This window comes from Leuconostoc miyukkimchii (assembly GCF_019656055.1).
GTDB lineage: Bacteria > Bacillota > Bacilli > Lactobacillales > Lactobacillaceae > Leuconostoc > Leuconostoc miyukkimchii.
The window spans coordinates 175067-202042 of sequence record NZ_BPKY01000003.1; the positions used below are offsets into that span (position 1 = coordinate 175067).

Sequence of the window (26976 nt, forward strand, 5' to 3'; positions counted from 1 at the left end):
AATTAAAAGCGCTTCAGCAATTAAGCTGAAGCGCTTTTAATTTATTAATTATCTGTTACTTTTGGCTTCTCTGCGTAAATCCCGTGCATTTGCCAGTGCCGTTTTAGTAATATTTTCTCCAGAAAGCATCATTGCAATTGCACGTTCACGTCCGATTTCATCTAATGGTGTGACTTGAGTTACAGTGCGCTCATTTTCAGCTACTTTTGCAATTAAAAAATGATGTGTTGCTGCCGCAGCCACTTGAGGTAAATGCGTTATTGCAAAAACTTGTGAATCTGCAGCGATTGTTAGCATTTTCTTGGCAATTGCTTGTGCAACACGTCCAGAAACACCAGTATCAGCCTCATCGAATACAATGGATATAATATGTTGTTGTTTCGTGAAAGCTGTTTTGATAGCTAACATCAAGCGAGCAGTCTCGCCACCAGATGCAATCTTAACCAAGGGTGCCATACCTTCCCCCACATTTGTTTGCACATAAAATTCAACATTATCCGTACCAGAAGAAACAAAACCTTCAATTTGGTCAAAATGCACTTCAAATTCTGCACCAACCATAAGTAATTCGTTTAACTGCTGATTAATTGCCTGTTCAAGTTCTCGAGCAACTTTTTGCCGCACCTCGCGTAATTTAATTGCTTGTTTACGCAATACTTGCCGTAAATTATTTTGCCGTACTTGAAGTTGTTCCACGTCAAGTTCATCATTGTCTTTCATTGATAATTCCTTATCAACTTTTTGTTTGAAAATTAAAACATCCGCAACAGTTGTACCATATTTGCGTTCCAATGAGTGAATCAGTTGTAACCGTTCGTCAATTCTTACGAGCTCTGCCTCATCATATGTTAAGTCACTGATTTGTTCATCAACATCTCGGCTGACCTCTTGTGCAGCATAATAACTATCCGCAATTGTACTAGCCAAATCAGCATAGTTATCATCATACTCAGCAATCTCTTGTAATGCTTGCATTGATTCTGCCAAACGATCAACTGCACCACCATCTTCACCACTCAAAGTTAGTTGCGCACGCTGTAACCGATCAGCAATTTTTTTATAATTAAGCAGCTTTCCGCGAGCATCTAGCAAATCCTCTTCTTCATTTGCCTGCAAATCAGCATCTGCCAACTCTTGTTGTTGAAACTGCAACAAATCCAGACGTTGCGTAATCTCTTGTTGAGAAGTCTGAACCCGACGAATACGTTGCGTGATGCTACGAAAATCATTAAAAATTTCTTGGTATGCCTGCTTTGTCACCAATAATTCGTTCCCACCATAAGCATCTAATAGTGGCAAATGTTCATCTGAGTTCAATAATTGTTGTGTATCATTTTGACCTTGAATGTCAACCAGTTGACGCCCGATACTTGACAACATTTTCAAACTTACAACCACACCATTGATACGAATCAGGCTACGTCCATTGTGCTTTAATTCACGGTATATGATTAGCTCACCATCAGAAATTTCAATTCCCTGTTCATTTAACTGATTAATCAGACTCTTATTTTGAGGTATACTAAAAACCGCTTGAAGTACAGCTTTTTTACTACCATGACGAATCATGTCTGAACTACCGCGTCCTCCAGTCAACATCATCAGTGCATCGATTATAATTGACTTTCCAGCTCCTGTTTCACCAGTTAACACACTCATACCACTATCAAATTGTAACGCCACTTTTTCAATAATGGCAAAATTTTCAATAAGAAGATTTTCTAACATAATAATTGTTGTGCTAGTGCGCACATTTTCTTTCTATTATTTTTCAAGTAATTTTTGAATTGTATTAGTCATTTGTGACGTAACTACACCATCTTTTAATAGTACGAGTACTGAGCTATCGTCACTTAAAGTACCAAAAACTTCTGGAAATTTTACTTGTTCAAATAAATTAGCAACTAATTGCCCATTACCAGGCTGAACTTTTAACATGATTTGTCCACGTTGTGCACGCTGACTTAAAAATGATTGCTGCAAAGTACGACGTAAACGTTGAAGGTAGGGACGATCATCTTGCTTAGGCAGATGATAATGAAACCCACCATGTGTATTGGGTACCTTTATTAGGCCAAGTTCATTAATATCACGTGAAATAGTTGCTTGGGTAACTGTTTCACCTATTGTTTCAAAATGAGCCACAATATCTTCTTGTCGACCCACTTGATGGTTTTGAATTAATGCCAGTAGCGTTTTTTGACGGATCTTTTTATTCATCAACATGACTTCCTGTTTGATTTAATTGTGCATACGTTTGTGCTAACAATGTATCAATAGTAGTATCAGTAATGGCTGTTGCAGACTCATCTCGTGTTAAAATAGCCAAAAATTCAATATTTCCTTGACCACCTTTAATCGGAGAATACGTTAGCGCCTTAATACTGAATCCATTAGTTACCATTATTTTGGTCACTGACTGTAGTACTTGTTTATGGACAGCTGGGTCTTTGATAATACCATTCTTACCAACATTTTCTCTACCAGCCTCAAATTGTGGTTTGATCAGAGCAACAACATGGCCACCATTGCTAATAATTTTTGAAAGTGGTGGTAGTATTAACCCTAAAGAAATAAATGAGACATCGATAGTTGCAAATGCTGGTTGTCCAAACTTAAAATCAGCTAAAGTTGAATAGCGGAAATTTGTATTCTCCATAACTTTAACACGTTCATCCGAACGCAGTTTCCAAGCAAGTTGATTTGTTCCTACATCGAGTGCATAAACCATTTTAGCGCCATTTTGCAAAGCAACATCAGTAAAACCACCAGTAGAAGAGCCAATATCCAATACAACCTTATCGGCCACTGTAATATCAAAATCATTCAAGGCTTTTTCAAGTTTTAAGCCACCACGTGATACATACTTTAACTTTTCACCTTTAAAATGTAGCTCTGTTGATACTGGTATTTTCTGTCCAGCTTTATCTATGCGCTCTTCATTTTCTCCAAGTATCTCACCAGCCATAATCGCTCGTTTTGCCTGTTCACGTGAATCAAAAAGGCCTTGCTGAACTAGTAAAATATCAACGCGTTCTTTTTCTACAGCACTCATACCCTATCTCCAATTAAGTTTAAAAAATCATCTAATAACGCACGGTTAAATTGTGAATCATGTGCAGAAATATCAGCCAAATCTTGATGCGCACTAGCAATATATTCATCACGTTTATTAATCGCTTCTTGCTTACCAATTAAATGTGGTAATGACATAATTTTTTCATCATCGTCTTGATCAAAATCATCTAAATCATCTTGGATTTGAAAAGCGATACCAAAATTATATCCAAAATTAAAGATAGCTGCATTGGTGTTAAATCTATTTTGGACCAATTCTTCACTGCCATCTTCATCTACCATATTTTGATGTGCCAACCTTGAACCAGCCAACGCAGAAAAGCTTAATAAAGCAGCAGTTTTAGGAGCATATACTTCGCTCAATAACCACTCATCATCAACCTGAAATTTTTCGCCATGATTTTTCATGTCCTGCATTTGACCGATAACCATACCATTGCCCCCCGCTTGAAAAGATAGCATTTTTGAGAGTAACAATAGTTCTTCAGCATTAATACGTTGATCTTGTTTGGCACTATCGTTAGCCGTACTTAACACATGAAATGCCCCAGTTAATAAAGCATCCCCAACTAAAATTGCCTCTGCTTCACCATACAACGCATGCACACTGGGCTTTCCACGTCTAAGCATATCATTATCCATTGCGGGTAAATCATCGTGTACTAACGAATATGAATGCACCCATTCAACTGCGGTTGCTGCTTTTAAAATACTTGGTGTTATTTCTTTTCCAAAACTGGCTATTACTGCAAGCACCAACATGGGTCTTAATCGCTTACCACCGTTCAATACGGCATACTTCATCATCTCAGCAAAATCATTGTCTCTCGACGCGCATGTCAAATCACTTATTAATTGTTGGTTAATCTTAGCTGTCCACTCTGATTGAAAGTCTGATAATTTAGTCATTTGTTAATTCCAAATCTGTTAGTTCGTCATTATCAGCCATTACTTTTGCTAACGTTTCTTCAGCATTTTTCAAAGTATTCTGCAATTCTTTCACTAATCCTACACCATTTTGAAAATCAATTAAGGCGCCTTCTAGTGGTCTATCACCTTTTTCTAATTGGCTCACAATACTTTCCAGTTGTTGTAGTTTATCTTCAAATGTTGTTGGTTCACTCATTTTTAAGGTCACTCGTTTCTATAATTTTAGCTTCTGCTGTGCCATCTTGTAAACGCAAGTTAACATGATCATCGATATGTACCTCTTTAATTGTACGCACCAGTTGATCATCTTTTTCGATTAAGACATAGCCACGGGATAATATTTTAAGCGGGCTCATCAAATCAAGCTTAGCGGCCAATAATTTCACTTTTTGGCTTGGAGCTTGTAGCAATATTTTCCGAATTTGTAACTGTCGTTGAACTAAAGCTTTAATCTCATGGTTCTTTGTTGTTAACCGCTGCTGTATTGATTGTGTTAGCATATGAGCTAATTGATCAACTCGTTGATTATAACCAGTGTACAACCTGTCTGGCTGCTGGAAAATCACATGACGTGCCACGCGTTCCAGTCGCTGTTGACGTACATCAATTATTTGTTTCATGCGCAAATTAAGTCGAATTTGTAATTCATTTAATCGGCTAACTATTTGTTCTAGCGTAATTGGTGTAGACAACTCGGCGGCAGCAGTTGGTGTTGCCGCACGGCGATCTGCAACAAAATCAGCCAACGTATTATCTGTTTCATGACCAACTGAACTAATAATTGGCACATGCGTTGCAGCAATCACCCGCGCTAGTTTTTCATCATTAAATGCCCACAAATCCTCAATAGAACCACCACCACGTCCAACAATTAATGTATCGTATTGCCCAGAGTTATCAATCCGAAGAATTTGTTTAATCAAAGTTGCGGCAGCTTTTTCACCCTGCACAACCGCAGGAAACAGCACAACTTGCGCGCTTGGAAAACGCCTCTGTACGGTACGTGTAATGTCTTCAATGACCGCACCTGTTGGTGAAGTTACAACTGCAATTTTTTTTGGAAATGTTGTTATTTGCTTTTTTGGTAAGTCAAATAATCCTTCTGCAGCTAATTTTTGTTTAAGTTGCTCATACGCTAAAAATAATTCGCCAATTCCATCTGGTGTCATTTGTTCTAAGATAATTGCGTAAGTACCACTCGGTTCATATATCTGGATACGACCGATAGCATTGACCTTCATACCCTCTTCCGGCTTAAATTTCAACCGGCTTGCATAAGAAAACATGGCAGCTGAAATTAGCGCATTACCATTTGGATCCTTAATTGAAAAATATAAATGCCTACCTCGTCGCCTACCAATATTGGAAATTTCACCAGTAATATAAACTTTTTCTAGATAGGGATCAGCGTCAAATTTACGTTTTAAATAGGATGTTAACGCACTAATTGTTAAATACTTTTGTGTTTCTGACATAGTTTTATTATACCATTTCTATGCATATATACAAAAAAGCATAGCATGCTATGCTTAATCGAGTGTGGTTATCGTAAATGTTTTATCATTAGCATTACGAACAAGAATTGCTTGTAATTCGTTGGCTGTTTGTATGACAATACGCACTGGCACGTTACTTGGCAAAAACTTTAAAGCTGATTGTGATACATACGTAGTAAAACTATCAATCTCTGTTTGACTATAAAATTGCGTTGTCACCGTAACATTTAAGCTAGTCAATGTACTCTTTTTAAAATTAGCTACGGCTGTTGCACCTGCAATATTTGGGAAGAAGTTAGATACGTCATTTTGGAAATTAGCAAAGCCATTGTTTTCATCGTTTCCCAATTGAGATGTGTCTGTAGCTTCTTTTGGCAAAACAATTGATCGCTCATTTATATCTGTCCAGTTTGTTAGGTTAGTGCCTTGATCGCTTTGCGATTCAGCATAGAAATTACCAGGAGCTAGAGAATCTGACGATGAGTTAGCATACATTGCTACCACAATGGGTACATTTTGTGAAACACCTGATTGCTTACGTACTTGTTGAATGATCTGAGGTGCTATTCTTTTACCATAAGCAATGCGATCTTCAGTTGAAATATCTTGATTATAAGTTGCCCCATAACGTTCTTTTTGATATTCATCTTGTGTATTCATCGCCACACCAATAACCATGCCCGCAAGTTTTAAATCATTTCCCTGTTTTGTCATGAAATCTTGCTCAGTTAGCGTTTGAACATAAATTGGTTCACGAGATGAGTCTGTCTTACCATTATCTTCAGGATTTAAACCAATAGTATTATTTTTGCTCTTACGTCCTAATAAATTAGTAACTGTGTCCGATGTTAAATACTGACCTTCTTGGAAAATATATTGACTAGTCTTAAAATGTGATTTTGCCAAATCAAGTAAATTCGATTCAAAATGTTTCACGTCTAAACTATTTGGTTCGGATGTTGCTGTAATTCCACGCGCAGCGCTTACTAAATAGCGGCCATCTTTAATCACTGTCTGATATTGACCTGGCGCTCTTTGTGTAATCTGCACACCGCTCACTTTTTTTGTGGCAGTAGGTGCAACGCGATTTATATTAAAAAAATATAGTCCACCGATCGCAACAATAACGATCATTATGGCAATAACCATGTACCCGCGAAAACCTATACGTCTCATTTATCAATACCTTCTTTTGCTTGCGCATCAACGAACTGCTGTTCAGTCCAAATCATCACACCAAGTTCATTTGCCTTGCGCAATTTACTACCACCATCTTCACCAGCAATAAGTAAATCCGTCTTTGCAGAAATCGATCCTGCAACAATTGCACCATGATCCTGTAACCATTTTGTGGCAACTGGGCGACTACTTTGTTCTAGCTTTCCGGTTAAGACAATCTTTTTATTATAGAAAAAAGAATTTTCATCAATAACTACCTCAGATAAAAACTTCAAATTAACATTTGCACGAGATAGTTCTTGAATTAACTGTTTTGACTCTGGCAGGTCAAAGTATTGCACCACCGAATGTGCGATTGTCGTACCAATACCATCAATATTAGCTATATCTTCTACCGTTGCAGTTGCGATAGTTTCGATATTCTTAAATTTTTCGGCAATTAAACGTGCTGCTTTTGCCCCAATCATTCGAATACCCAATCCAAACAAGAGCCGTTCAAGGGAATTACTTTTTGATTTATCGATTGACGTCAATAAATTCGATACGGATTTTTCTTTAAACTTATCTAGCAGTAATAGTTGTTCTCTATTTAAATGATAAATAGATGCAACATCCTTAATCAGATCGGATTTTAATAGCTGCCCAATAACTCTTGGGCCCATACCTTCAATATTCATTGCATTACGAGAAGCAAAGTGTGTTAACCCTTCTTGAATTTGCGCGGAACAAAATGGGTTAATACAACGCAAAGCCACTTCACCTTCAATATGGACAAGTTCTGAGTCACACGCTGGACATTTAAGCGGAATATCATATTTTTGACTATCACTTGGCCGATTAGCTAAAATGACTTGGCCAATTTCTGGTATGATATCACCTGCTTTATGCAAAGTTACAGTATCACCAATACGAATACCCTTTGAATTTAAGTAGTCGGGGTTATGTAAACTTGCACGCTGAACTGTCGTGCCTGCTAATTTCACAGGATCCATAATTGCCGTTGGTGTCACAGCACCAGTACGACCGACTGTCCATTCAATATCACGAACAACCGTTAACGCTTCTTCAGGCGGAAACTTGTAGGCAATTGCCCAACGTGGAATTTTAACAGTGTTCCCTAAGTCGAATTGTAAATCCAATTGATTGACTTTAACTACAACGCCATCAATACCATATGCAAGTTCATCACGTTTAGTAGTATATTCAGCGATATAATCAGCAATATCAGATATTCTAGAAATGACACGATTTTTGCTATTAGTTGGTAGTCCAAGTATAGAAAAACGCTCTAAAGCCTCACTTTGTGTTGTGGCACCCAATGCTTCAGGTTCAGCCGTATAATACACAAATGCAGCCAATTCTCGTGCCTTTGTTATTTTAGCATCTAGCTGTCGTAACGATCCTGCAGCGGCATTACGTGGGTTGGCAAATGGCTCTAATCCATCAGCTTCACGTTGTATATTAAGCTTTGCAAAACTAGTTTTAGGCATATATATTTCGCCACGAACTTCAATGGTAATCGGTTCAGTCAATTGCTGCGGAATTGTTTTAATTGTTTTCACATTCCGTGTCACATCCTCACCAATGATCCCATTTCCGCGAGTTGACGCTTGTATTAATTGACCATTTACATATGTCAATGCCACGGCCAGACCATCAATTTTAAGCTCCAAATTATAATCAGATTGAAATCCTAATGACTTGGTTGTACGGGCATCCCATTCATCAAGTTCGGCCAAACTAAAAACGTCTCCCAAAGACAACATGGGTGCAGGATGAACAACTTTTTCTAGTTCGGATTTAATACTATCGCCACCAACATTTTGAGTTGGTGAATCAGGTGTGACAAACTGTGGAAATTCTGCTTCCAAAGCAACCAAGTGTGCATATAACTCATCGTAATCATGATCTTCAATTAATGGTGCGTCTTTTTCATAATAAGCAATCCCATAAGTTGTTAATTGAGATTGTAAATGTGTAATTTCTTGTTGCGCAGCTGCTGTTGTCAATTTTTCAATTGGTGTAAATTCTGAAAACATTTTCTACCTCAAAATTTGTTCATATGCTCTATGATATCATAAATAGCCATCTCCACTGTAACAGCGTGATCAAAAATAATTTCGTCTTCAATACCTAAATAATCAGTAGCACGATACCAACGCTTAACGTCCTTATCTGTAAAATCAATTACAGACTTTGTTTTGTGTCGATTAAGTGTCTCAGACAATGATAAATTATAATAAATTGGAATAACATTATGAAATAAAGCGGCCTGGTGTACTAACATTTCAGCATATACATCACGGCGCAATATACCTTCAATAATTACCACATCAACATTTAATCGACCAAATTCCAATAAAGTGTTCATTAAGTTAATTGACAAGTTGCCAGCATGATCATCTACTTGTAATATTTCTCGACGGATAACATCTTGTGAAATTAACAAACTGTTAGTAAATCGTCTACGTAATTGCTTAGCGAGTGTTGTTTTTCCACTGCCCGAATTACCTCGTATAATGATTAAAGTCGTCATGACACTCTCGTAATTGGTGCAAATGCTGCTAATAGCTGTTTCACACCCTCAGCAGGAAAAGCCACTTTTAGCTCTTGATCTTGTGAACTGCCAGTCACTGACACAACTGTCCCGATGCCCCATTTTTTATGCGATACTTTATCTCCAGCTTGCCAAGATGTGCTGTCAGCACCAGTTGAACCAGAAGTTGTTTTGACAACTGGACTCGCTTTATAAGTTGTGGTTGTTGCACGTTGCACTTTTTTATCAAACGGATACGTTCCCTTATCACCCAATGTTCCTCTAGTATTGCTGCCGATTACTTCTAATAATTCGGGTGAAATTTCATTAATGAAACGTGAAGCCTCATTAGCCTGAGTTCGGCCGTACAATAATCTTGAAAACGCATTAGTTAAATATAACTTTTTCATCGCACGTGTAATGCCCACATAAGCTAAGCGTCGTTCTTCTTCAAGTTGATCATCATCCATCATTGCTCGTGATAGCGGGAAAATACCTTCTTCCATGCCAATCAAGAAAACTACTGGAAATTCCAATCCCTTAGCTGCGTGTAATGTCATTAATGTTACAGCGCCGTCGCCTTCTTCAAAGTCATCTAAATCACTCATCAAAGCAGTAGTGCCCAAAAAATCAGTCATTGGGTCCACTGCTTCTGGATCTTCAGCGTTATACTTGTCATCAAATTCTTTCGTAACAGACAAAAATTCTTCCAAATTTTCTAATCTAGCTTGACTATCTGGGTCGTTTTTACCAGCTAACATTTGTCGATAGCCTGACCTAGTCATCGACAATTCAGCAAGTTCGGTCACATTTAAAAATTCAGATTGTTGGCGCAAATCATGCATCATCTCCGCAAACGCCAAAAAACTAGAAGTCGCCCGCGTCGATATTTCTGGAGCCAATTCGATACTATCAATTGCAGTCATGTAAGATACGTTCAATCGATTGGCTAATTCACGTAGTCTCGATAGAGACGTAGCCCCCAATCCTCGTTTTGGTTCGTTAACTATCCGTTCAAACGCCGCGTTATTATCTGGATTTGTAATCAAGTTCATATATGACATAATGTCTAGAATTTCTTTACGCTCATAAAATTTATGACCACCAACCATTGTATAAGGCATATTCGCTTTTACTAATGATTCTTCCACATTACGAGATTGCGCGTTCGTGCGATACAAAATAGCAAAATCACTGTATGCCATGTTGTTTTCGTCCCGCATTTTTTTGATGTTTGATAAGATAAAGTTAGCTTCATCATGCTCCGATTGTGCACGATAATAAGCAATCTTATCGCCTTTACCTTTTTGTGTCCACAATTCTTTGGGTACACGTTCATTGTTATGGTTAATAACAGCATTAGCAGCATCTAAAATGTTTTGTGTTGAGCGATAATTTTGTTCCAATAGCACAGTATGGGCATTAGGGTAATCTTTTTCAAAATTCAAAATATTATTCATATTGGCACCACGCCAACCATAAATAGACTGATCAGCATCACCTACAACCGCTAAATTCTGCGAACGTTTTGCTAATAAGTTAACAATTGTATATTGCGCATCGTTTGTATCCTGATACTCATCGACATGAAGATATTCAAATTGATTTTGATAACGTTCAAGGACTTCAGGAGAAGTTTGAAACAAATCAATTGTTAACATAATTAAATCATCAAAATCAACACTTTGTGCACGTTTTAATTCAGCTTGATATGCAGTATAAACATCAGCAACTGTCTCTTGAAAAGCATTATCAGCTTGTTTTGCAAAGTCGCGTGGCCGTAGCATATCGTTTTTTGCGTTTGATATCATTCCCAAAACTGTACGTGGATCATACTGATTTGTGTCAAGATTTAAATCATTAATAACACGTTTCATCAACGTTCGTTGCGCGCTTGTATCTATAATTGTAAAATTACGTGATAACCCAATATTTTCGCCATCACGTCTTAATATACGTACCGCCAGTGCATGAAATGTTGATACCCAGATGTCGCGCGCCACGTCTTCAGATAATAATGACCCAATTCGTGTTCTCATTTCTTTAGCGGCTTTATTGGTAAACGTAATTGCTAGTATGCGCCACGGAAAAACATTTAAGTCTTGAACAAGATGTGCAATTCGATGTGTTAAAACGCGTGTTTTCCCTGATCCAGCACCCGCCATAATCAAAAGTGGCCCTTGTGTTGTTTGCACCGCTTCGGCTTGTTTATCATTCATTCCGTTGATAAGTTCTTCTACTGACATATGTGCTCCTAAAGTGTAAATTAACTTCTATTATTATAACAGATTTTGACACGAACATCAGTTCGCAATACCGATAAAAAAAACGAGATTTCTCTCATTTAATTTTGTGGTACATCAAAACGTGATAAATGCCATTCTTGTATGATTGCAATAAGTTTTTCAGCGTACGTTGGATCTGTTGCATAACCGTCCTTGGTTAATGCTGTTGCTGCTGATTTATAATCTCGCGCTGCTAGAACATGTTGGTATTGCGCAGAATTCCAACTTGTTCCATGATACAAAAGTTCTGCATGCGCCTTCATACTGTCCTGCCAAGTATCATAGGCTGCAAAACGACCTTGAATAGTGATCCATTGACCATTTTCAAATTCTTGTGTTGGCAATACAACACTTTTTTGACTAGCATCTGCTTTGATACCGTATAAGTTATTGTACTGTGTTGAAAGCGTTGATGTATGCCAATCTGATTCTAAAATGGCTTGTGCGATACTAATCGAAGCAATTACGCCATATTTTTCTTGCATTTGTCTTGCATATGGTGCTAATTGGTTAATCCAGGCAATTTTTTGTTGCCGCACAGCATCTTGATTAGGTGTCTGTTGATGGTTGTATATGAGTGTTTGAGACCAAAATGTGGCCCCAATCGCTATAATTAAAATACTGCTAACCCATAGCCACAGATTTAATCTCGGTAGTCTCTTCTTTATTTTTTTTAGCTTTTTTCTTCTTTTTTTTGCCATTAATTAAGTCCGTCCATTGCTAATAATTGCCGAAAATGGCTTGAGGTCGTGCGCAGCTTTTCAGGTGTATCTCCCAAAACAAAGTGCCCGTTTTCTAAAAAATAAACCTGATCAACATTATCAATACCAGTTAAATGGTGTGTCACCCAAATCACCGTACGATCCTTCAAAACATCAAAAATTTGCTTTAACACGTCGTTTTCTGTTTTTGGATCTAAACTAACAGTTGGTTCATCTAAAATAACAATGGGCGCGTCTTGTAGCAAGACACGGGCCAGAGCAAATCGTTGTTGTTCTCCACCGGAAAAACGAGCACCTGCCTCTTTCATTTGTGTATGATAACCGTTAGGTAGCGTATCAATTAAGGGTCCTAATCCAGTTTTTTCAATCGCTGCCTGAACCTGATCGTCTGTGGCTGTGACATTTCCCATTCGTACATTATTTAGAATTGTCGTATCAAACAAATAGGATTGTTGATCTAAAACGGCAATGACTTTTGACAGATGGTCCTGTAACAAACTCACAGGTTGATTGCCAATTTCGATACTTCCCGCAATTGGTTTGACATCACCAGCTATTAATTTTAATAAAGTTGTCTTGCCGGATCCTGACCGACCTAGCAATGCAATTTTTTCACCTGGTTTAATACTCAAATCTAGACTGTCAATTACTGATCTGCCATCATATTTAAACGTCACATTTTTTAAACTAATCGTTGTATGCGTTACTTTTTCATACTTTGACACTTTATTTTCTGCAACGGGCAAAGCATTTAACCGCTCAATACTATCCTCATAAACTGACATCTCGCTGACACCTTGGTTAACACTTATAAAATTATCAACAAGCGGGAAAACAGCTAGTGTAAACGCTGCAATGAAATTAACAGCTGTTTGATTCCCAGCAAAATGAAAACCTGACCAAATCAAAATTGTCAATGCTAAAACGAGTACCAATACCTGAATCAAAAAATCACGCCACCAACCAAATCTCATCCCAGCATTTTTTGTTTTCGCTAATTGAGTCATTATACGACCCTGCTTAGCAATTAAATCATTTTGGCGACCGGATAAAATCCAATCTTGTAACCCTAATACAGCATCAGTCGCATCAGTATAAAGCTGTGATTGCAACTGTTTTTGTTTATACACTCTGGTGCGATTGGCAAAAAAACTAATTAATGGCACTATAATCGTGATTAGTGTCAACATAAACAGCCACCAAAGCATAAATCGCCAATCAACTACACCAAATGCTATGCTAAAAATTAAATATAACAACAAACCAGCACCCAAAGGAAATAGTGTCCGCAGATATAAATTTTGCAATTGATCTAAATCATCAGCTAGTAAACTTAAAATTTTACCTGTCTGCAATTTTCCACGAATGTTGCTTGCCGTACTAGCAACACTTTCGTACAAGCGTCGCCGAGATTGAGACACAAAACGTAATACCCAATTATGAGACACGAGTCGTTGAGCATATCGAAAAATTGGTCTGGCAATACCAAAACCACGTGTTAATACTATTGGTACATAAATCATTAAAATATTATCAGGACGTTGTGCTGCTCGCGAAATTAAATAACCTGAAACAAACATTAATGCAGCAGCAGCAATAATCGTCATTAGTGTTAGCAGGATTGACCAAAATAAGCCAGATTTTTGTAATTTCAAAAACGGCACAATCCATCGGTCTTTTAGTAGTAATTGCTTCACCCGTTTCACTTTATACCTCCTAGTTCATACCTTAACTGATTTAATTGGCTTTGTTCATCAGATAATAATTGTTTTGGTGTTCCCTGCTCGACGATCATGCCATTTTTCATTACCAAAACATAATCCATTTGATCTAACCAATGTAAACGATGTGTCGCAAAAAAGACCAAATGTTTAGATAAGATTGGTGCTATTGTTTGTTTTAAATCATACTCTGTCTCAATATCAAGGTGTGCCGTTGGTTCGTCAAAGAATAGGACTTTTCGTTGATCATCTAGCAACATACGTGCTAAGGCAATTCTTTGTGCTTGACCACCAGATATTTGTCGACCACTTTCACCAATGATACTATCAAGACCCTCTGGTAATTCGTCAATAAGATTTGTTAATCCTGCTTGTTGTACAGCAGTATTAACTTCATCATCATTTGCCTGCTGTGCATAAAATTTTATATTTTCACGTAAAGTATCATGAAAAATATAAGGATGCTGGGGCATGTAAAAAAAGTTTTTTTGCCAATCAACTTGCCCTAAATGAGGTAATTCTTGATTATCAATTTTAATTTGTCCACTATTTGGTAATAAAAAACCACTGATAATATTCAATAAGGTCGACTTACCTGAACCACTTTCCCCAACTAAGGCAATTTTTTGATAGCCTTTGGTCTCAAAAGAGATGTTCTTCAGGACTGGTTGATTATCATAAGAAAAATTAATATTTTTCAAACTAAGCTGATTTTTTGTGTGCCAAGAAGATAACTGAAGTATCTTTTGATTTTCGACCTGTGGTTGTTCAATCATTGACAACACATCAGTAAAGGCATTTTTACCATTCAAAGTAGCATGATAATCATCTGAAAAATTACGCAATGGTAAAAAATATTCAGGTGCCAAAATTAAAATTGTTAAAGCTGGCAAAAGCGTCATTTTACCGTTTAAAAGATCAAATCCTAAAAAAACGGCAACAACAGCAATTGAAAGCGTTGTAAAAAAGTCTAAGGCAAACGTTGACATCATTGCAATACGTAAGGTACGCATTGTGGTTTTTCGGTAATCTTCAGAAATTTGGTAGATTTCAGCACTATATTTTTTAGCTAACCCTAACTGCTTTAAAGTTGGTAGACCTCGTAATGCGTCAACAAACCGATTATTTAAGTTTTTAAAATTCAAAAACTCCGCATCCGCCTTACTTTGGGCTGCTAAGCCTAAAATAATGAAAAAAATGATAATAACTGGAAAAATCAGTAATAAAAATACAGCCTGTTCCCATTTAATATAGAAAATATATAAAAAAATTAACCAAGGAATAATGCTCAAATCAAACACCTTAACAAGTAGCAGTTGAAAATAATTTTTCACGTTATCCAAACCAACACCAAGCGTCGTAACAGCATTACCTGTTCCCTGCTCACTCACAATTGTAGTGCCTTGTTCTGTATATTTTTTTAATAATTGAATGCGATACGTCTCAACTGTCTCATCAGCATAAGAAGACATATGTTGATTTTTAATAACAACAAGTAATTGACGCACAAGAAAAGCAACAGCAAAGAAAGTAAGATTTATAACGGTTGACATCGTTTCTTTTCCTTGCCAAAAATCAACTATTGCCTTTGCCAAAAATATGCCTTGCGCTAATATAGCTAAGCCTTGAATGCCTGTCATAAATATTAAACTAATTAATGTATGAAATATACCTTTAAGTTTGAAAAGCCTTTTATCAATCATTTTACTTTATTCCTGTATTTTTTTGCTGTCTATGACATGATTTACATACCATCTGTTAAAATAAAAAACGCCTACACTTAATTGTAAACGTTTTTATCCATCTTATTCTACCACTTTATGCGACACAATTCGTTTACGGAAAACCCAAAAACTCCAGATTTGATAAACGAGTGTAACAGGTAAAGCCAGTATCACGACAATTGTCATCACTTTTAAGGTGTAAGGAGACGACGATGCATTCATGATATCTAAAGTGTGTAGTGGATTATTTGCTACCATCACACGTGGGAAAAGACCTGCAAATAACAATGTTACTACTTCAATCAATGTTAATCCTGACAATATAAATGGTAACATTTCTTGTTGCTTTTTAACCGCTAAGAACCAGCCTATAACTGTAGTTACAACGATCAATAATACAATAATCACTGTGATAACCGTTCTCGTTTGAAAGAAGTCAGTATAGAAATAAACTAATATTGCAAACAATGCTTCTCCGGCTAACAAAGTAGGATAAAGATATTTTAACTGCGCTAATGCCCGAACTCTCAACTCACCATCAATACGCAAACGCGTATAATTTAGTCCGTGAACATAGCTCATTAACGACACAGCCACACCACCAACTAAAGTAAATGGTGTAACATAATCAAAGAATCCTGCGCTTAAATCACCATTGGCATCAATTGGTGTACCCGACACCATGGCTGTGAAAATCATACCTAAGAAAAAAGGTATCAAAAATGAAGTCAAACCAATCAAACGTTCCCAAAACTGTGTTCCCTGAATGGTCGGCATTTGTTCACGAAATTCAAAAGATACACCACGATAGATCAATGAAAGCAGTACAACAAATAACATCAGATAAAATCCGGAGAACAATGAAGCGTACCAAAATGGGAATGCTGCAAACATCGTTCCACCAGCAGAAACAAGCCAAACCTCATTGGCATCCCAATTTGGGCCAATAGCTTGATATAATGCTTCACGATCTTTTTGATCACGTGCATTAAAAATAAATTGCATTCCAATACCAAAGTCAAATCCTTCTAAGAAGAAAAAACCTGCCCATAATATGCCAACTAAAACAAACCAAACAATTTCTAATGTACTCATTAAGCTTCACTCCCTTCTGACAAATGATTATAAGGGTCATTTTGTGCTACTTGCACCTCTTCTTCAGCAAAAGGTCCTGCATGCAATACACGTCGTGATAACCAAACCATCACACCACCAATTGCTGCAAAAGTCAAAAAGTATACGATGTTAGAAATTAAAAGCGAAGCTGCTGAAACATTTGGAGAAACCGCATCACTAATTGGCATCAAACCATAAACTACCCATGGATAACGACCAAGTTCAGTCACCAACCAACCAGCCGTATTTAATGCAAAAGGCACATAAATTGCAATGCCCATTATCCATAGAAACCAACGTTGTGTTAGTATAAGTTGTGATTTTTTACGATTCATCCATAAAGCAACAACCGCCAACATAAGTAAACCACCGGCTCCCATTGCCATCACACGAAACGAGTAAAACAAGGTGTTTTCAGGAACATAGTAGTTTTTAATATCACCATGTGTTTTTCCATACTTTTTTTGGAACTGTTTTTCCAATTCAGTTGTTCCAACTGTATCACCACCTGTTAAAGAATGATGACCTAAAATAGAAAGTACGTAAGGAATTTCTATTTTAGCAATAACTCTATGTGTATCAGGATTAGTCACAGAAATTAATGACCATGGTTGCGCCTTATCTTTACGATCAGATGCTTTAAGTGTTTTATCGACACCCTCCATAGCAGCATATTTCATAGGTTGCATAGATTGTAATTCAAATGCATGTCTATCACCTGTCACAAAAGCGCCGCCTAGACCTATCATACCAATGACCAAAGCAATATTTATTGACTTTCTGAAAAACAGAATCTCGCTGTCACCTTTTTTGAGCTTCAATAGTTTAAATGCTGACATACCAGCAATTAAGAAACCAGCCGTCACTAATGTTCCGACTACAACGTGGGGGAACTGTATCCAGAGCTGTTCGTTTTTAAGTAACGCACCAAAACTTACTAATTCAGCTCGCCCCATCTTATTATCAATAGCATAACCGACAGGGTTATGCATAAATGAGTTCGCTGCTAAAATCCAAAGTGATGATAGTGCTGATCCAATTGTTGTAATCCAAATAAACAAGACATGAATACCTGGCTTAAACCGATCCCAAGTAAATGACCATAATCCAATAAAAGTTGATTCCGCAAAAAAAGCAACCAATGCTTCAATAGCCAGTAATGAACCAAAAATATCTCCAACATAACGTGAATAAGCGGACCAATTCATACCAAATTGGAATTCTTGAATCAAACCAGTAACGACACCAACGGCAAAACTTAGTAAAAATATTTTACCCCAAAATTGCGCCATTTTTTTATATATGTCATCTTTTTTAATGACATACATTGTTTCCATGACCGATACCACAAACCCTAAACCAATTGACATTGGGACAAAGAAAAAGTGAAATATCGTTGTCATAGCAAACTGAAAACGTGCTAAATCCAGAATGCCTACTAATGTAACCATATGCTCCTCCAAATTTTTGAACAGCCTTCTTTTCACCCTCAAAAAAAGTTAATGGACAAACTGATCATATATTTTAAATAATAAAGATACTGAGGTCAATACCTGTACCATCTCCGTTCTCTAGTTTATCACTTGATAAGGAGAAAAGTTGTTAAATTTTTGTAACAAAAAAAACGCAATATGCGTCTCATTCTTTATTGGAAGTTGTTATCGTCGTCCAAAAATGTGTTTAAAACTTCTTCAACCATGTCCCATTCTTTGTCATCTTCAATTTGAATGAGGTCTTCTTCAGTTGCGTCACCATTCTCATCTGGATTAAAGACATAGGCTTGAATATCGACTTCTTCGTCATCCTCAACGCCTTCTGGTACAAGTAAAATATAGTCTTTACTGTATTCATCAGAATGAAAGGTGAAAAGAATTTCATATAATGATTCATCACCATTCTCATCAACTAATGTAATTTTTTGTATTTCTTCTGGATTTGCCATATTATTATAGCACCAACAATCAAACATCATAGTGAGACTGTTGGCACGTTCCCTTCAAAGTTAATAATCCTATTATAACGTAAAAGCAACGTTTCGTATAGAAACGTTGCTTTTACTTATTTAGTTAATTTTCCATTAGCATCCAAATAATTTTGTAAAATAAATTCAGCAGCTATTTTGTCAATCACTTGCTTACGCTTTTTTCGTGATACATCAGCCTCTTCAATCAACATACGTTCAGCTTGAACAGTAGTTAGCCGTTCATCTTGAAAATCTGTTGGTAATCCAAAGCTTTCTTCAACCATCTTTGCGTAATTACGCGCAGCTTCGGCACGTGGGCCTTCGGAATTATTCATGTTTTTTGGCAAACCAAGTACAACACCTTTTGCTTGCTTTTCCTTAATAATTTCACCAAGACGCAACAAACCAAACTCTTGGGCGTCTTCATTAATACGAATAATTTCAACACCCTGTGCTGTCCAACCCATTGGGTCGCTCACCGCAACACCAACTGTCCGACTTCCGACATCTAATCCTAATATCCGCATTATTTTTTTAAATAAGCGTGCACAAGTTCTTCAATAATTTCGTCACGTTCATGACGCTTTATTAGATTTCGAGCATCATTGAGACGTGGAATATAAGCTGGGTCACCTGACATTAAATAACCAACAATTTGATTAATTGGATTATAACCTTTTTCTTCCAAAGCATTATAAACAATTTCTAATGTTTCATGAATGTCTTTTGGCATTTGATTACCAAAATCAAATATGGCTGTTTCATCTCCTACTGACATAGTACACGCTCCTTTCCATCATATAATTTATAGTTTAAGCATTATTACAATTCAAGATACTTATCATATATCTACATTGTACATAATTATTATAACCATAACATAACAATTAAGTAAAGTAACTTAAATTTTTGATAAGAAAGCATCAACAGCAATAAATGCATCGTTAATGCCAGCAGGATTTTTTCCACCTGCTTGTGCCATATCCGGACGACCGCCGCCACCGCCACCAATATGAGGGGCGATTGCTTTAATTAAATCGCCTGCTTTAATCCCAGCAGCATTTGCACTTGGCGATGCAACAACAAGTAAGTTCACTCTGTTATCAACCGCAGAAGCAAGCACCAAAACCTCTGAAGGATAATCTACTTTCCAATTATCTGCAACTTGGCGTAATCCGTCCATTCCAGAAACTTGTAATTGTGCAGTGATATATGAATGACCATTACTTTTTTTAACATCATCAAATACCTTGTCGGCAGCAGCATTGGCAAGTTGTGACTCAAGTGACTCCACTGCACGTTGCGCATTTTTCAATGCCACTTGTAAATCAGTTACTTTAGCTGGGGTCTCTGTCAATTTTTGCACTTTCAAATCAGCTGCAATTTTCTTCAAAGCGTTTTCTTCTTCTTTGTACAATGCCAACGCTTGAAGACCTGTAACAGCTTCAATTCGACGAACGCCTGCGCCAATTCCTGATTCAGATACTATCTTAAATAAACCAAGTTCAGCAGTTGTATTGGCATGTGTCCCACCATCAAATTCTTTGTTAAAATTACCAATGCTTACAACACGTACCAGTGAACCATATTTTTCACCAAACACCGCGACAGCACCCATTTTTTTGGCAGATTCGATATCAGTTTCTAGCCATGATACTGGTGAATTTTTAGCAATTTCATCATTTACTAATGCCTCTATTTTATCTAAGTCCGCAGTAGTAACAGGTCCTTCATGCGTGAAGTCAAAACGCAAATACTCTGGTTCAACTAAAGAGCCTGCTTGGTGTACATCATCACCTATAACATTGCGTAATGATTGGTCTAGCATATGCGTTGCTGTATGATTCTTTGATACTGCAATATGGCGTACCATATCCACCTGTAATGTGACATGATCGTCTAATTTAAAATCAGATATAATCGTCACTTTATGGATATGTTGCCCATTTGGTGCACGTTGTACATCAATCACTTGTGCTACTTTATCGCCATTTTTATCAATTATTTCCCCGTGATCTGCAACCTGACCACCCATTTCAGCATAAAATGGTGTTTCATCAAATACAATCTGTAACTGCTGCCCAGCTGTTGCCAGCTTAAGTAGCGCGTCGACGCCTTGATCATCTTGTCCAATAATAGCAATCACTTTAGCATTATCGACAACGGTTTCAGACCAACCAACAAACTTCGAAGCCAACTTTAAATCCGTTAACACAGCATTTTGGACGCCCATTGATTTATCGTTAGAACGAGCCATACGCGCGCGCGTACGTTGTGCTTGTAGTGCCTCGTTGAACCCTTTAGTATCCACAGACAATCCGGCATCTGCTGCTTGTTCTTGTGTTAATTCCAAAGGAAAACCATACGTATCTGATAACTTAAAAGCATCATCGCCTGAAAGTTGGGTTTTACCTGCCTTTTTAGCTTGACTAATAACATCATTTAGAAGCGTCAAACCACCAACTAATGTTGCATTAAAACGTTTCTCTTCAGCCGCAACTGTTTTTTGAATTTTAACAGTATTTTCAGAAATTTCAGGATAATAACTCTTCATAATTTCGCCGACAACCGGTACTAATTGGGTTAAAAATTCGCCTTGAATACCTAATTTTTGTCCATGTAATACCGCACGTCGCAATAGACGTCGAATAACATAACCTCTGCCTTCATTAGAAGGCAATGCACCATCACCAATAGCGAATGTGATCGCACGGATATGATCAGCAATGACTTTAAAACTTGTATTGTTGTCTGAATCAATAGCACTGTCGTACGTTACCCCGTCGGTCAATGCCTCTGTTGCATGAATGATTGGTAAAAATAAATCAGTATCAAAATTTGTGCGACCATTCTGGAAAACTGAAACAACACGTTCCAATCCCATACCAGTATCGATATTTTTGTGGGGCAATTCGGGATATTGCGAATTATCTGTTAAACCTGGTAAGTGATTAAATTGAGAAAAGACAATATTCCATATTTCTAAATAGCGTTCATTTTCACCGCCTGGATACATTTCTGGATCGCTATCTGGTAAATTTTGAAAATCTTTTCCACGATCAAAGAAAATTTCTGAATCTGGTCCAGAAGGTCCTTCACCAATATCCCAAAAATTATCTTCAACTTCATAAATATGATCATCTGCAATATCAGTTTTTTCTTGCCAAATTTTTTTAGCTTCCTGATCTTTAGGATAAACTGTTACATATAACAATTCTTTATCCAAACCATACCACTGCGGACTAGTCAATAGTTCCCAAGCCCAAGGAATAATTTCTTCTTTGAAATAATCACCAATTGAAAAATTTCCCATCATTTCAAATAATGTATGGTGCCGTGCAGTTTTACCAACATTTTCGATATCATTTGTTCTAATCGCTTTTTGAGCATTTGTGATTCTTGGATTATCAGGAACAACCGTGCCATCAAAATAGTTTTTTAGCGTTGCAACCCCTGAATTAATCCACAATAGCGTTGGATCATCTTGTGGAATCAAGTTTTTTGAAGGGACAATTTCATGTCCTTTTGATGCAAAAAAGTCTAGAAACATTTGGCGAACTTGCGCAGAACTTAATTCTTTCATAATTCTCTCCTCAATTAACGTTAAAAAGACCATGACAAAGTGCGGACGCGTGACCGTGGTACCACCGCAATTTGTAATGATCTTTAATCTTTACCTTCATAATCTCATAACGCTGAGACGCGGCAACTTTTCAGTTACAACATGATCTGAGAGCACAAAACTTATGACGTGTGTTTTACATTAGCCAACACATTTCTAAATGACGTACTAAAAATTTTGCATATTCAGATTTCTTAAATTATTATAGCACATTACCAGCCAATATGATTATCTGTTTCTGGTAACGACAACTCTCCAGCTTCCAATTCGTCAAAGGCTTGCGTCAATATTTTAAATGCTTGATCTAATTGTGTCTCGGTAATAACCAATGGGGGCTGAAAACGTAATATATTTCCACGCAAGCTAATCATAATTGCTCCCAACTCAAAGATACGATAAATCAATTTAGTTGTGGCTTGTATATCTGGTAGATTTTTTGAATCGACAATATCAATACCACCGTTTAAACCATATAATCGCACATCACCAATAAATGAATAACGTTCTGCTGCGTTGTCAAAGAAATTTTTGGACAAGATACCCAATTTTTCAGACCGTTCGACCAAATTTTCGTTTTCAATAACATCTAGTGTTGCCATAGCTGCAGCTGCTGTAACTGGATTGCCAGCAGTTGTATATACATTCGCTGGCGATGCTAAACTAGACATTATTTCTGTGCGCCCAATCACCGCACTCAACGGTAAACCACTTGCAAGTGATTTACCAATACTCATTATATCTGGCACAATGCCAAAATGATCAATAGACCACATTTTACCACTGCGACCTAAGCCTTGGTTAATTTCATCAACAGCAAAAACAATGCCATTTTCCCTAGTAAATTCATAAACCAAGGACATATATTTCTGCGGTGCCTTGACTATACCACCATCTCCTTGAATAGGTTCAATAATCACCAAAGCGACTTCTTCTGCTGGTAAATATGTTTCAAAGGGTAATTTAAATTGTTTAAACAAACGTTCAGAAAAATCATCATCTGATTCATTTGGTAGTCTTTGTGTTTGATCAGGATATGGTGCTTTAATCACACCTGGTAATAGTGGCCCAATTTTACGCGACATATTCAAACTCACACTAGAGATTGATAGCGAACCATATGTTGAACCATGATAAGCACCAGTAAAGCTCACAACATATGGTCGGCCTGTATAGCCTCGTGCAAATTTTATGATAGCGTCATTAGCGTCTGATCCAGAATTACCAAAAACGACCTGTTTATCAAAGTTACCAGGTGCTAATGCCGTTAATCTTTTTGCCAATTTGGCTGTGGTTGTATTTGCAAAATAAGCTGGTGTATACTGTATCAATTTTTGCGCTTGATTAGTTATTGCCTCAACAACTTTCGGATGTGAGTGCCCTGTGTTAGTTGCACTTGCGCTTGCTAAAAGATCAATATAATCATGTCCATCTGCATCAGTAATTATTGCTCCCTGCCCGCGATCAATCACAATATCAAAATACTTGACGCGAGAAGCATCAGCTAAATGTTTCTTTTCTTCATTTAAAATAGCTTTATTTTCCGACATATTGTACACCCCACCCCTTTTGCTTACAATAAAAGCCCTGCTTTCACAGGACTTCAAGAACTTACTTACGAGAAAGTTTGCTGTGCCTTGCACCATAAACTGCATAGATAATTATTCCAATAAGGAACCATCCAAAGGCATAAATTTTAGCTTGTGAATCTAACATTAAGAATATGAAACCTGATCCGAGCGCTGCTAAAGCAGGTAACACTGGGTACAGTGGCATTTTAAACCCTGGTACCGGAATATCCTTTCCTTCACGTGGACGTAAAGCATATATACCAAGCGATACAATGATAAATGCAATTAAAGTACCTGCTGAAATTAATCCAGCTAATTCAGTAAAGCTAAATACCGAACCAATTAAGATTGCAATAATTGAAAGTATCAACAATGCGTTGTTAGGTAACCCCTTATCATTGAGTTTCCCCAAGAAGCTAGGTAATAATCCGTCACGACCAAACGCATAGAGTAAACGTGAACCAGCCAACATCATACCAATAATTGCAGTAAACATACCTAATAATGCAACAATAGATAATAAGTTTGAAGTGAATTCATGACCAGAATTTAACAATGCCCATGCCGCTGGCGCTGCATTATTTTCATATCTAGAATAATGGAACATACCGACAAGTACTAACGCAACTGTTACAAATAAAATTGTTGCAATAAATAGTGAGCCAATAATACCACGTGGCATTGTTTTTTCAGGATCTTTAGCTTCTGCTGAGCTTGCAGCAATTGAATCAAAACCAATATATGCTAGGAAGATTTGAGATGCACCAGTAAAAATACCAGTCCATCCGCCAAATGCTGTACCCGCCTTATGTGCAGGAATAAATGGTACATAATTTCCTGGATGAATTGCAGTTAAGCCAACACCAATAAATAACAAAATAACTAATACTTTACCAATAACCAAAAAGTTTTCGACACGTGCAGTAGTATTCGTGCCACGCCACAACAATAGTGTGACGACAACAACAGCAAACAATGCAGAAATATCAATTACACCGCCATTACCTGCTGCAAACGAACCAGCTAATGCCTTTGGCAACACGAGATTGTGTGAGGCAAGGAATAACTTAAAGTTAGCAGACCAGCCTGAAGCGACAAAGGCTACGGCAATAAAATACTCTGCAAGTAGTGCCCAACCGGCGATCCAACCAAATACTTCTCCAAAAACAACGTTTGCCCATGAATATGCTGATCCAGCAAATGGTAAGGCTGAGGCAAATTCCGAATACGCAAAGGCAGCCAAACCAGAAACGATAGCTGCAATGACAAACGAAATTGCTACGGCTGGTCCAGCATGATTAGCCGCAACAATACCTGGCAATGTGAAGATGGCAGTTGATACAATTGTACCAATGCCTAACGCCAACATTTCTTTAACCCCTAGTGTCTTTCGTAAGTGTGCATCACTAGTAGCGAAGCTTGATGGTTTGGCTTTATGAAACCATCCACTTTTTGATTTTGTTTCAGACATATATTTATCCCTCCAAAGTGACAAAAGTTACTTGATAATATTAACATTTTCTAATCTTACTGTCAATAAAAAAACAGAATAAGAATTCTGTTTTAACTTTTTATGCAAATATAGATGTCAAAATCAAAATAATGACTAATCCTGTGATAGAAATAATGGTTTCAAGCACAGTCCAAATTTGGAATGTCTGTTTTACTGACAAATCAAAAAATTCTTTAAATATCCAAAATCCTGCGTCATTGACATGAGAAGCAATCAATGATCCGGCTCCAATAGCTAATGCCACAAAGACTGGCAACAATGTATTTCCAGGATTAGCTGCTAATATACCAGTTACAATTCCTGCTGCTGTCATACCAGCTACTGTAGCAGAACCAACTGAGACACGTAGGATGGCTGCTACACCCCATGCAAACAACACAATAGCAATTGGGCTCATGGCACCGCCAGATTGGAATGTAGATGCTATCTTATCAGATAAACCTGATGTCACTAAGACACCACGTAAAGCACCACCACCACCGACAATCAAAAGAATTCCAGCTACAGCTGCCATTCCTTCATTCAAAGATTTACCAACTTCAGTCATTGACTTATGTTGCCAAATACCCATTGTGAAAATTGCAAATACAAGGGCAATTGTCATTGCAACAGCTGGATTAGCAGCGAATTCAATAATTTGATCCATCAAATTGGGATTCTTTGGCGTCACACCTCCCGTATAAATCAACTTATAGATAGTTGCAATGATCATAAATATTAACGGAAAAACTGAAGTTAGTACAGATAAACCAAAATTCGGTGTTGCCTTTAAATCATATTCTTTTACTGGACCAACTGCAGCAATTGAAGTTTTAAATTGAAAGGCATCGGGCGCGTATTTCTGTGCTAATTTTGTAAATAATGGACCGGCAACAATTGCTGTGATAACTGATACTATTAATCCAAATATGAGCATCATACCAATATTTGCACCCAAAGCAGATGCCACTGCCGTTGGTGCTGGCTGTGGTGGCAAAAATCCTTGAGCAGATGATAGCGCAGCAGTCATTGACACACCAAGATATAACAATGGTACGCCTGACTCAATGGCAACAGCAAAGACAATAGGAATAAGTAATACCATACCGACACCGAAAATCATTGAAATACCAATAATAAACGAAGCAATCAAAACAGCCCATTGCAGGCGCTTAACACCAAACCAATCAATAAGTGTCTTGGCTATACGATATGAACCACCGGCATCTGCAACTAAGCGCCCAATCATACCACCAAAAATGAAGATAACTGAATTAGGACCTAAAATATTACCAACACCCTGTGAACCTAATACAGCATCAGGAATTTCCATTGGCTTCATACCCAAAAGCAGTGCCAGAATGAAAGCTGTAATAATTAATGAAACAAAGGTATTCAACTTGAACTTGGCGATCAAAAGCAGCAAGATCAAAATTGATACGATCAACATGACGAATTCCATCTTAATTTATTTAACGTATTGATTTAACAACCCGTTTTCTCCTCTAGTGATTATTTATTATAACAACACAATAAAAATTTAT

Annotated in this window: 22 protein-coding genes; all 22 read right to left on the reverse strand. The window is 37.3% G+C overall.

All coding sequences use genetic code 11. The annotated features are described in order from the left end of the window. Positions 1 to 48: 48 nt before the first annotated feature. Entirely contained in the window at positions 49 to 1728 is a 1680-nt protein-coding gene (recN, locus tag K5Q13_RS04205; protein ID WP_220740256.1) for a DNA repair protein RecN, read from the reverse strand. Positions 1729 to 1764: 36 nt separating this feature from the next. After that, positions 1765 to 2220 carry an arginine repressor gene (locus K5Q13_RS04210; protein ID WP_220740258.1) on the reverse strand — a complete coding sequence of 152 codons (456 nt, stop codon included), beginning with the start codon at positions 2218 to 2220 and terminating at the stop codon, positions 1765 to 1767. Further along, on the reverse strand, positions 2213 to 3055 hold the full coding sequence (locus tag K5Q13_RS04215; protein WP_220740260.1) for a TlyA family RNA methyltransferase: 843 nt from the start codon (positions 3053 to 3055) through the stop codon (positions 2213 to 2215). Before K5Q13_RS04215 ends, K5Q13_RS04210 begins: the two co-directional genes overlap by 8 nt. Beyond that, on the reverse strand, positions 3052 to 3987 hold the full coding sequence (locus K5Q13_RS04220; protein ID WP_220740263.1) for a polyprenyl synthetase family protein: 936 nt from the start codon (positions 3985 to 3987) through the stop codon (positions 3052 to 3054). Before K5Q13_RS04220 ends, K5Q13_RS04215 begins: the two co-directional genes overlap by 4 nt. After that, a complete protein-coding gene (locus K5Q13_RS04225; RefSeq protein ID WP_220740265.1) occupies positions 3980 to 4204 on the reverse strand; it encodes an exodeoxyribonuclease VII small subunit in 225 nt (74 codons plus the stop codon). The genes K5Q13_RS04220 and K5Q13_RS04225 overlap by 8 nt, the downstream gene beginning before the upstream one ends. Next, the gene (gene xseA / locus K5Q13_RS04230) at positions 4197 to 5483 is read right to left on the reverse strand and encodes an exodeoxyribonuclease VII large subunit (RefSeq protein WP_220740267.1); all 1287 of its coding nucleotides are present in this window, start codon (positions 5481 to 5483) and stop codon (positions 4197 to 4199) included. Before xseA ends, K5Q13_RS04225 begins: the two co-directional genes overlap by 8 nt. Before the next feature lie 54 nt (positions 5484 to 5537). Continuing rightward, positions 5538 to 6680, reverse strand: coding sequence for a CamS family sex pheromone protein (locus K5Q13_RS04235; protein WP_220740269.1), 1143 nt, complete (start codon positions 6678 to 6680; stop codon positions 5538 to 5540). Next, on the reverse strand, positions 6677 to 8722 hold the full coding sequence (ligA, locus tag K5Q13_RS04240; protein WP_220740271.1) for an NAD-dependent DNA ligase LigA: 2046 nt from the start codon (positions 8720 to 8722) through the stop codon (positions 6677 to 6679). Before ligA ends, K5Q13_RS04235 begins: the two co-directional genes overlap by 4 nt. A gap of 8 nt (positions 8723 to 8730) precedes the next feature. Continuing rightward, a complete protein-coding gene (locus tag K5Q13_RS04245; RefSeq protein WP_220740273.1) occupies positions 8731 to 9219 on the reverse strand; it encodes an AAA family ATPase in 489 nt (162 codons plus the stop codon). Continuing rightward, on the reverse strand, positions 9216 to 11465 hold the full coding sequence (gene pcrA, locus K5Q13_RS04250) for a DNA helicase PcrA (RefSeq protein ID WP_220740276.1): 2250 nt from the start codon (positions 11463 to 11465) through the stop codon (positions 9216 to 9218). The genes K5Q13_RS04245 and pcrA overlap by 4 nt, the downstream gene beginning before the upstream one ends. A 98-nt stretch (positions 11466 to 11563) precedes the next feature. After that, complete coding sequence (locus tag K5Q13_RS04255) at positions 11564 to 12205, reverse strand: glycoside hydrolase family 73 protein (protein WP_220740278.1); 642 nt, start codon at positions 12203 to 12205, stop codon at positions 11564 to 11566. Continuing rightward, positions 12205 to 13932 carry a thiol reductant ABC exporter subunit CydC gene (gene cydC / locus K5Q13_RS04260; RefSeq protein WP_220740280.1) on the reverse strand — a complete coding sequence of 576 codons (1728 nt, stop codon included), beginning with the start codon at positions 13930 to 13932 and terminating at the stop codon, positions 12205 to 12207. Before cydC ends, K5Q13_RS04255 begins: the two co-directional genes overlap by 1 nt. Then, positions 13929 to 15650 carry a thiol reductant ABC exporter subunit CydD gene (gene cydD / locus K5Q13_RS04265; RefSeq protein ID WP_220740282.1) on the reverse strand — a complete coding sequence of 574 codons (1722 nt, stop codon included), beginning with the start codon at positions 15648 to 15650 and terminating at the stop codon, positions 13929 to 13931. Before cydD ends, cydC begins: the two co-directional genes overlap by 4 nt. 102 nt (positions 15651 to 15752) lie before the next feature. Further along, positions 15753 to 16766 (reverse strand): cytochrome d ubiquinol oxidase subunit II, encoded by a 1014-nt coding sequence (gene cydB / locus K5Q13_RS04270; RefSeq protein WP_220740284.1) that lies wholly within the window; start codon positions 16764 to 16766, stop codon positions 15753 to 15755. After that, on the reverse strand, positions 16766 to 18238 hold the full coding sequence (locus K5Q13_RS04275) for a cytochrome ubiquinol oxidase subunit I (RefSeq protein WP_220740287.1): 1473 nt from the start codon (positions 18236 to 18238) through the stop codon (positions 16766 to 16768). Before K5Q13_RS04275 ends, cydB begins: the two co-directional genes overlap by 1 nt. A 194-nt stretch (positions 18239 to 18432) precedes the next feature. Then, positions 18433 to 18729, reverse strand: coding sequence for a DUF1292 domain-containing protein (locus tag K5Q13_RS04280; RefSeq protein WP_220740289.1), 297 nt, complete (start codon positions 18727 to 18729; stop codon positions 18433 to 18435). Between the two features lie 116 nt (positions 18730 to 18845). Beyond that, on the reverse strand, positions 18846 to 19277 hold the full coding sequence (gene ruvX, locus K5Q13_RS04285; RefSeq protein WP_220740291.1) for a Holliday junction resolvase RuvX: 432 nt from the start codon (positions 19275 to 19277) through the stop codon (positions 18846 to 18848). Then, the gene (locus K5Q13_RS04290) at positions 19277 to 19528 is read right to left on the reverse strand and encodes an IreB family regulatory phosphoprotein (RefSeq protein WP_220740293.1); all 252 of its coding nucleotides are present in this window, start codon (positions 19526 to 19528) and stop codon (positions 19277 to 19279) included. The genes ruvX and K5Q13_RS04290 overlap by 1 nt, the downstream gene beginning before the upstream one ends. Positions 19529 to 19651: 123 nt before the next feature. Next, a complete protein-coding gene (alaS, locus tag K5Q13_RS04295) occupies positions 19652 to 22333 on the reverse strand; it encodes an alanine--tRNA ligase (protein WP_220740295.1) in 2682 nt (893 codons plus the stop codon). A gap of 251 nt (positions 22334 to 22584) precedes the next feature. Then, positions 22585 to 23919 carry an aspartate aminotransferase family protein gene (locus tag K5Q13_RS04300; protein ID WP_220740297.1) on the reverse strand — a complete coding sequence of 445 codons (1335 nt, stop codon included), beginning with the start codon at positions 23917 to 23919 and terminating at the stop codon, positions 22585 to 22587. A gap of 61 nt (positions 23920 to 23980) precedes the next feature. Beyond that, complete coding sequence (locus tag K5Q13_RS04305) at positions 23981 to 25411, reverse strand: APC family permease (protein ID WP_220740299.1); 1431 nt, start codon at positions 25409 to 25411, stop codon at positions 23981 to 23983. Between the two features lie 100 nt (positions 25412 to 25511). After that, positions 25512 to 26894, reverse strand: a complete 1383-nt coding sequence (locus K5Q13_RS04310) for a gluconate:H+ symporter (RefSeq protein ID WP_220740301.1) — start codon at positions 26892 to 26894, stop codon at positions 25512 to 25514. Between the last annotated feature and the right edge of the window lie 82 nt (positions 26895 to 26976).